Origin of the sequence: Nostoc sp. XA010 (assembly GCF_020829625.1) — a bacterium.
Lineage (GTDB): Bacteria > Cyanobacteriota > Cyanobacteriia > Cyanobacteriales > Nostocaceae > Nostoc.
Genome location: NZ_JAIVFX010000003.1, coordinates 442,797 through 449,485, shown reverse-complemented (window position 1 = coordinate 449,485; position 6,689 = coordinate 442,797). Strand labels below are relative to the sequence as shown.

Annotated in this window: 7 protein-coding genes; 4 read left to right on the top strand and 3 right to left on the bottom strand. The window is 42.6% G+C overall.

Features of this window, described 5'->3' with window-relative positions:
* Both LC608_RS07435 and LC608_RS07430 read right to left on the bottom strand, forming a co-directional pair.
* Nucleotides 1-812 (bottom strand): reverse transcriptase N-terminal domain-containing protein (locus tag LC608_RS07435; RefSeq protein ID WP_229552918.1); only part of this gene is annotated, 812 nt, incomplete at its 3' end.
* Nucleotides 813-1,338: 526 nt separating this feature from the next.
* Nucleotides 1,339-2,142 carry an FAD-binding domain-containing protein gene (locus LC608_RS07430; RefSeq protein WP_229552917.1) on the bottom strand — a complete coding sequence of 268 codons (804 nt, stop codon included), beginning with the start codon at nt 2,140-2,142 and terminating at the stop codon, nt 1,339-1,341.
* A 100-nt stretch (nt 2,143-2,242) separates the two neighbouring features.
* On the opposite strand from LC608_RS07430, the gene bcp reads away from it, so the two are divergent.
* From bcp to LC608_RS07410, 4 genes are all read left to right on the top strand, one after another.
* Complete coding sequence (gene bcp, locus LC608_RS07425) at nt 2,243-2,722, top strand: thioredoxin-dependent thiol peroxidase (protein ID WP_229552932.1); 480 nt, start codon at nt 2,243-2,245, stop codon at nt 2,720-2,722.
* Nucleotides 2,723-2,831: 109 nt separating this feature from the next.
* Complete coding sequence (locus LC608_RS07420; RefSeq protein ID WP_229552916.1) at nt 2,832-3,485, top strand: type I restriction endonuclease; 654 nt, start codon at nt 2,832-2,834, stop codon at nt 3,483-3,485.
* 75 nt (nt 3,486-3,560) lie between these two features.
* Complete coding sequence (locus tag LC608_RS07415) at nt 3,561-4,187, top strand: restriction endonuclease subunit R (protein WP_229552915.1); 627 nt, start codon at nt 3,561-3,563, stop codon at nt 4,185-4,187.
* Nucleotides 4,188-4,192: 5 nt separating this feature from the next.
* On the top strand, nt 4,193-5,401 hold the full coding sequence (locus LC608_RS07410; protein ID WP_229552914.1) for a cysteine desulfurase family protein: 1,209 nt from the start codon (nt 4,193-4,195) through the stop codon (nt 5,399-5,401).
* On the opposite strand, the gene LC608_RS07405 is transcribed toward LC608_RS07410, so the two are convergent.
* On the bottom strand, nt 5,349-6,305 hold the full coding sequence (locus LC608_RS07405; protein WP_229552913.1) for an aldo/keto reductase: 957 nt from the start codon (nt 6,303-6,305) through the stop codon (nt 5,349-5,351). The genes LC608_RS07410 and LC608_RS07405 overlap by 53 nt on opposite strands.
* Nucleotides 6,306-6,689: the final 384 nt, after the last annotated feature.

Here is a 6,689-nt window from a genome sequence, read left to right as displayed (position 1 = left end):
TCTGCCGATGTTTTAGTTGTAATCCTTCTACCCTCTTTGTATTGAGCGTGGTATCTGTGGATACTCTCAATCCCGTTGAGTGCGATGTTGGCAAGTAGTGGGCTGACCACTCCCCCTTGAGGTGTACCCTGTTCGGGAAATTCTGGGTTGACTCCTGCCTTGAGGCATCGGAATATACCGAGTTTTAGACCTTTGGGGGCAATGAGTTCGTCCATTATTGCTGAGTGGTTAATCCTATCGAAGCACTTTTCGATATCGAGTTCGATTACTCGTTTTCCTATTCCGTTAGCGTTGGAGCATAGGTTTTGAAAGATGTACTTTTGTGCATCATGGGCAGAGCGCCCAGTTCTGAACCCGTAACTCCTAGCGTGGAAAGTCACTTCGTGAGCTGGTTCAAGTGCATATTTTGCGAGGCATTGCCAAGCTCTATCCGCGATGGTTGGTATTTTAAGCATTCTGGTAGTCCCGTCCTTCTTGGGGATGGGGATTTCCCGTAGTCCTTGATGCTTCCAATTTCCACTGTTCATTTTCAGTAGTTCTTCAAGGTTGAAGCGTTCTTCAAATTTGAGGGATTTCTTACCATCAATACCAGCCGTCTTTTTACCAGCATTTAGCTGAGATACTTGTCTTATTGCAAGAAATCGAGCCGAGGTGGATTTAAGAATAAGCTTTTGGAGTAACCTTGCTTTCCGCTTGTCTCCAACTTGAACAGCTTTGTACACGCGCTTTTGAAGGCGGAAAAGATTTCGGCGGAATTTCTTCCACGGTAGTGCTTTCCAAGATTCACTAGTTTTGTAACTGTGTCTAATCATTTTCTCTTCTCTAGTTAGTGTATTCTGAACACCTCAATCCAATTACGGACTGTCCTACCCGAATTGTGGGGATTCCTCCGCTCGTCTGGGCTACTTGGGGTTCGACCGCCCCTAGACCCACAACTCGTTTTTATTCGTTCCCTCGGAGAGATTGATTGTTCCGTTAGGTGTAGCCAATTCAACCATTGGATTCCCTAGACTCTTACCGCTTCTATTAGAATGGGCGGCGGGAATTAATCCAATAAAGTCGTGGTTTTTGTGTTGCGCCACGCTCCGAAGTAGGTTGCTTTTTAAGGCTCGGTTTCACCGTAGGAACTCCCTGTTAGCACCAGTGTCAACCCGCAACGGTCGTCTGATTGTGCCCTGTTCCCAGCTTCACTCTACAAGAACCGAGCTTGTTCGGTGTGGGCAGATAAGGAGTCAATTCTGAGTCTGAATGGCAAGGCTTTCACTTGCATCTGACCGAGAGTTCAGCCTTTAATGACAGTAATCTGCTGTCGGGCTGGCTTAGTTATTTACGGACTGACTACCGTGATTCACTAATCAACGAATCGCACTCTAATTCTTCATAGCTGCCTTCAAAATCACAATGACCGTAAAGGGGACATTTCTGGCAATAAATGCCTTTGGTGTAGCGTTCTAAGTTCTCACGATTGAAAAAATACGGTTTCTGACTAAAGGTGCTAGCAACCCATTGCCATGACATATTATTACTAGCAGGATCTCCATCTAAAAGGTGTTCGAGAAACCATTTGGCTCCTGCTTGCCAACGAATACGCAGCCAATGGACAATGTAAGCCGCTAGCCACATTCGGGCGTGGTTATGTAGATAGCCAGTTTCTTTCAAGTCACGACTAAAACTGTCGATGCAAACTCTACCTGTGGTTCCTTGTATGATATCTTGCGGCAATTCGGGTGCATATTCGCCCACAGTGTAACCAGTTTTGTATTCTTCCTGGTCTTTCCAGATTCCATCTCCTAACTTGACATATAACCGTTGCCAGTAGTCGCGCCAACCTAATTCGTTAATTAGTTTTGTAGCATCATTTTGGTGCTGTACCCGTTCAAGGACATAATCTCGAATTTCTCGCAAACTCAAAACGCCATAACGAATGTAAGGGGAAAGTCGCGTGACTGCACCTGCGAAAAAATTACGTGTTTGCCCGTAGCTTACTGGGTCTATTTGTTGCAGTGCTTTTTGTGCAGCTTTGCGTCCCCCTACGGTTTCGCTGATGTGGTCATCGCGTTGTGCTGCATCTGGAAATTGTTCGCGCAGGTAGGCTACCAACTCATCGCGGTTGGTAAATTCGCGTTGCATATCTTTAGACATTGTAAGGAAATATAAATGGGTGGGTAAGTATAGCTTGCCGCAGGCGATCGCTCAATATATGTACAATTCTAAAGCGGTCGCAATCTCTTACACCTCCATCATGAGCAACATTCCCCAAGTCGGACAACCAGCGCCAGATTTTTCCACTCCTGACCAAAATGGTAATTCAGTCAGTCTCGACGACCTCAGCAGTCAATGGGTTATTCTCTACTTCTACCCCAAAGATGACACACCCGGTTGTACCACCGAAGCGAAAGATTTCACCGAGTTGTATCAAGACTTCAGCGCACTGGGAGCGAAAATCTTAGGCGTGAGTCCCGATTTGGGTAAGTCCCATTGTAAATTTATCAGCAAACATAACTTGTCAATCACCCTCTTAAGTGACCCAGAACATATTTTGACAGAAGCCTACGGTGCTTGGCGCTTAAAAAAATTTATGGGCAAAGAATATATGGGTGTTGCTCGCTCAACTTTTCTAATTTCACCTGATAAAATGATTGTTTATGCTTGGCCGAATGTGAAAACTAAAGGTCATGCTCTGGCAGTTTTAACTAAATTACGGGAATTAGCAGCCACATAACGCGACTGAATGCAGGTATAGTTACAGCAATGCTATGTGAAATTGCTCTAGAAACTGCCAGCGTGATGATTGAAGCAAGGAATTAGACTTTTCGCAATTTTAAATAAACATGATTCAAGTCATCCAAGCCCAAAATGTCACTCTTGCGTACTTAAAGGAAAAATTTGCTCTACATAAATCTGAAGATGAGCAATTTTTTACAGAGTGTGACTACATACTTAAAATTTCCGAATTAGAAAAGCAATCCTTAGACAGAGTTAAAAATAACTATCTCAATGTGCTTGAAAATGCCCCACTTTTAGAAGAGGCAGTAAAATTGGTAGTATTATCTCCGTTGCTAGATTTAGCTGGTTTTTACCGTCATCCTTTTTACATCACTACAGAGGAAAGTGTAGAAATTAGCGAAGAAGTTATCATTAATAATGAAGTCAACACAGAAGAGACTAAAGAAATTATCAAAGGCAAAAGTGATGTATTAGTTCTTCAAAATAAGCTATGGTTACTAATAATTGAATCTAAAAGGTCTAGGTTTTCATTGGCAAAGGCGATTCCTCAAGCACTGACTTATATGCTGGCAAATCCTCACCCTGAAAATCCTGCCTATTCATTAGTAATGAATGGAGAAGATTTCCAATTTATTAAACTGATAAAACAAGATAAACCAATATATGCTTTATCTGATAGATTCACTTTATATAGACACGAAAATGAATTATATAAAGTTTTGAATATATTAAAAAAAATAGATCAAATTGTAAGTTAATTATTTTTGCTATTCCTATCTAGGTTAAAACTGTAACAGTGTCATAATAGTTATATTGCATCTTTTAAAGAAATTATGGTTCAATTTATCCAAGCACAAAATGTCGGGCTTGCCTACTTGGAGGAAAAATTTAGTCTACAGGTAGCCGAAGATGAGGCATTCTTCACAGAATGGTTTGAAAATTTACCGGAAATTACAGATTTAGAAAAGCAAGATTTAGACAGAATAAAACTCCATTTTCTCCGTTTAGTCAAGCGTCCTCCTTTGTCAGAAGAAACGGTGAAATTAGTAGTTTTATCTCCTTTACTCAATTTAGCTGGATTTTATGATGAGCCTTTTTATATGAGAGGCGAGGAATCAATACAAATTTCTGCGGAAGATGAAGGAGAAATCATTAGAGGTAGAATTGATGTTTTAGTTATTCAAGAACAATTTTGGTTGTTAGTAATTGAATCTAAAAGGTCTAGCTTTTCTCTTTTAGAAGCCGTACCTCAAGCACTTGTTTATATGTTAGCTAATCCTAATCAAGACAAACCTACTTTTGGATTAGTAACAAATGGTAGTCATTTCATTTTTGTAAAACTGACTAAACAAAATATACCAAAGTATGCGTTGTCTGATGAATTTACGCTGTTGAGAAGAAAAAATGAATTGTATCAAGTTCTAAGTGTATTAAAAAATTTGAGTCAAAGCTTGAGTTAATAATTATGTCTATTCGTCCTATATACCTTGATTGCCACGCTACTACAGCCGTAGATGAACTAGTATTAGCAGCAATGCTCCCCTACTTCACAGAAAAATTTGGCAACCCATCTAGTATTGGTCATGTTTACGGTTGGGAAGCAGAAGCTGCTGTTAAGCAAACGCGAGAGATTTTAGCAGCAGCAATTAACGCTACACCAGAAGAAATTGTTTTTACCAGTGGTGCAACAGAAGCGAATAATTTAGCTATTAAAGGTGTTGCTGAAGCTTATTTTAAAAAAGGTCAGCATATTATTACTGTTGCCACTGAACATAATGCAGTTCTTGACCCTTGTAATTATTTAAAAACTCTCGGTTTTGAAATTACTATTCTACCAGTTAAACAAGATGGATTGATTGATTTAAGTGAGTTAAAAAAAGCTTTCCGTCCTGAGACGATTTTGGTGTCGGTAATGGCTGCAAATAACGAAATTGGTGTGTTACAGCCATTAGCAGAAATTGGGGAAATGTGCCATGAACACAACATCATTTTCCACACCGATGCAGCCCAAGCTATTGGCAAAATTCCCCTGGATGTGCAAGCGATGAAAATTGACTTGATGTCGCTAACCGCACACAAAGTATATGGCCCAAAGGGAATTGGGGCGCTGTACGTCCGCAGGCGCGACCCTAGAGTGCAACTAGCTCCCCAGCAGCACGGCGGCGGACATGAACGAGGGATGCGTTCTGGGACATTGTATACACCGCAAATTGTCGGCTTTGGGAAGGCTGTAGAAATCGCTTTGACAGAACAAGCAACAGAAACCCAACGCCTCACCCAGTTAAGGCAAAGCTTGTGGGAACAGCTTTCCCAACTTGAAGGAATTCATCTCAACGGACACCCTCAAGACCGATTGGCGGGAAACTTGAATATCAGCGTTGAGGGAGTGGATGGAGCCGCACTTTTGCTAGGATTGCAGCCAGTAATGGCGATTTCTTCTGGTTCTGCTTGCTCATCGGCAAGTACTGCACCCTCTCATGTTCTGACAGCACTAGGAAACCCCCAACAGCTAGCTTATGCCTCAGTGCGGTTTGGGATTGGACGGTTTAATACCCAAGAAGAAATTGATATTGTGGCGAAACATGCGATCGCTACTATTCAAAGCTTACGCAAAACCTCTTTTATGGATTCTCGCCAAGGAAAGCGCCAATCTGAGCTAGCTCCTGCTGATTGAGGCGAAATTCCCCAGCAGCGATGATTCCTTCCACCTGCTTGGGATTGCGTGCGCCAACGATCGCAGCCGTCACCGCCGGATTGTTTAAAGTCCAAGCGATCGCCACCTCACCGGGAGAGCGATCGTGTTGCTTACCAATATCCTGTAACACCTCCACCAGCTTCAGGTTACGAGATAAACGTGGCTCCTGAAATTCACCGCTATTCCTGCGCCAATCATTATCTGGTAAATTGGCAACCCGCTCAGGTGTCATCTTTCCTGTAAGTAAGCCAGATTGCATAGGTGAATAAACAATCACACCGATGTTATTTTCCTGACAAAAAGGCAGAATTTCCTTTTCGACATCAGGCTTAACCAGTGAATAAGGTGGTTGCAATGAGGTAACTGGTGCAATCTCCTGAATACGTTTCAACTGTTCTACATTGAAGTTTGAAACCCCGATATAACGAACCTTACCCTCGTCCTTGAGCTTGGAGAGAGTCGTCCAGCCTTCTTCAATTTCTGATTCTGGGTTAGGCCAATGGATTTGGTAGAGGTCAATGGTTTCAATATCGAGTCGGCGCAAACTAGCTTCAACTTCCCGCCGCACAGAATCCGCCTTCAAGCTGCGACCAATTTCGCCCTTCTCATCCCAAACCATTGAACATTTAGTGAAAATGTAAGGGCGATTAGCTCGACCCTTGAGCGCCTTAGCAACAACTTCCTCCGAATGTCCCAGACCATAGATAGCTGCGGTGTCAATCCAATTAACGCCGAGGTCGAGAGCGCGAGCGATCGCTTCCATCGATTCCTGGTCATCCTGCGCTCCCCAACCAAAAGCCCATCCACCGCCACCGATCGCCCACGCTCCAAAGCCGATTGGGGTAATGTGAAGCTCCGAATTACCGAGCTGTTTGGTTTGCATATCTATATATCTCCAAATATCTCCAAGAATTTTTGAGTCAATTGCTAGTTTAGGTTGCAAATATTTTCTCAACCGCTATCTGAAGTGTGAATGACTACTAGTGAGAACACAACAGCAAATCACTACTTATGTAGGATTACTAAATCCTGAAGGTTGTCTTGATACATACTACTTATACATTGGTACAACACGGCGTAAATCCAGCTATTATCTCAATTAACAAGACAAGTAGAGGGACATGGCAATACCCATTGGTGTCAACTTAACGTGAAACGCTTGTCAAGACGTGATATTGAGTTCTCTGGCTTCCCATCACCGCGTTACCCCACCCTAACCCTCCCCTTATAAAGGGGAGGGAACTAGATTTCTTTTCTCCCCCCTTTA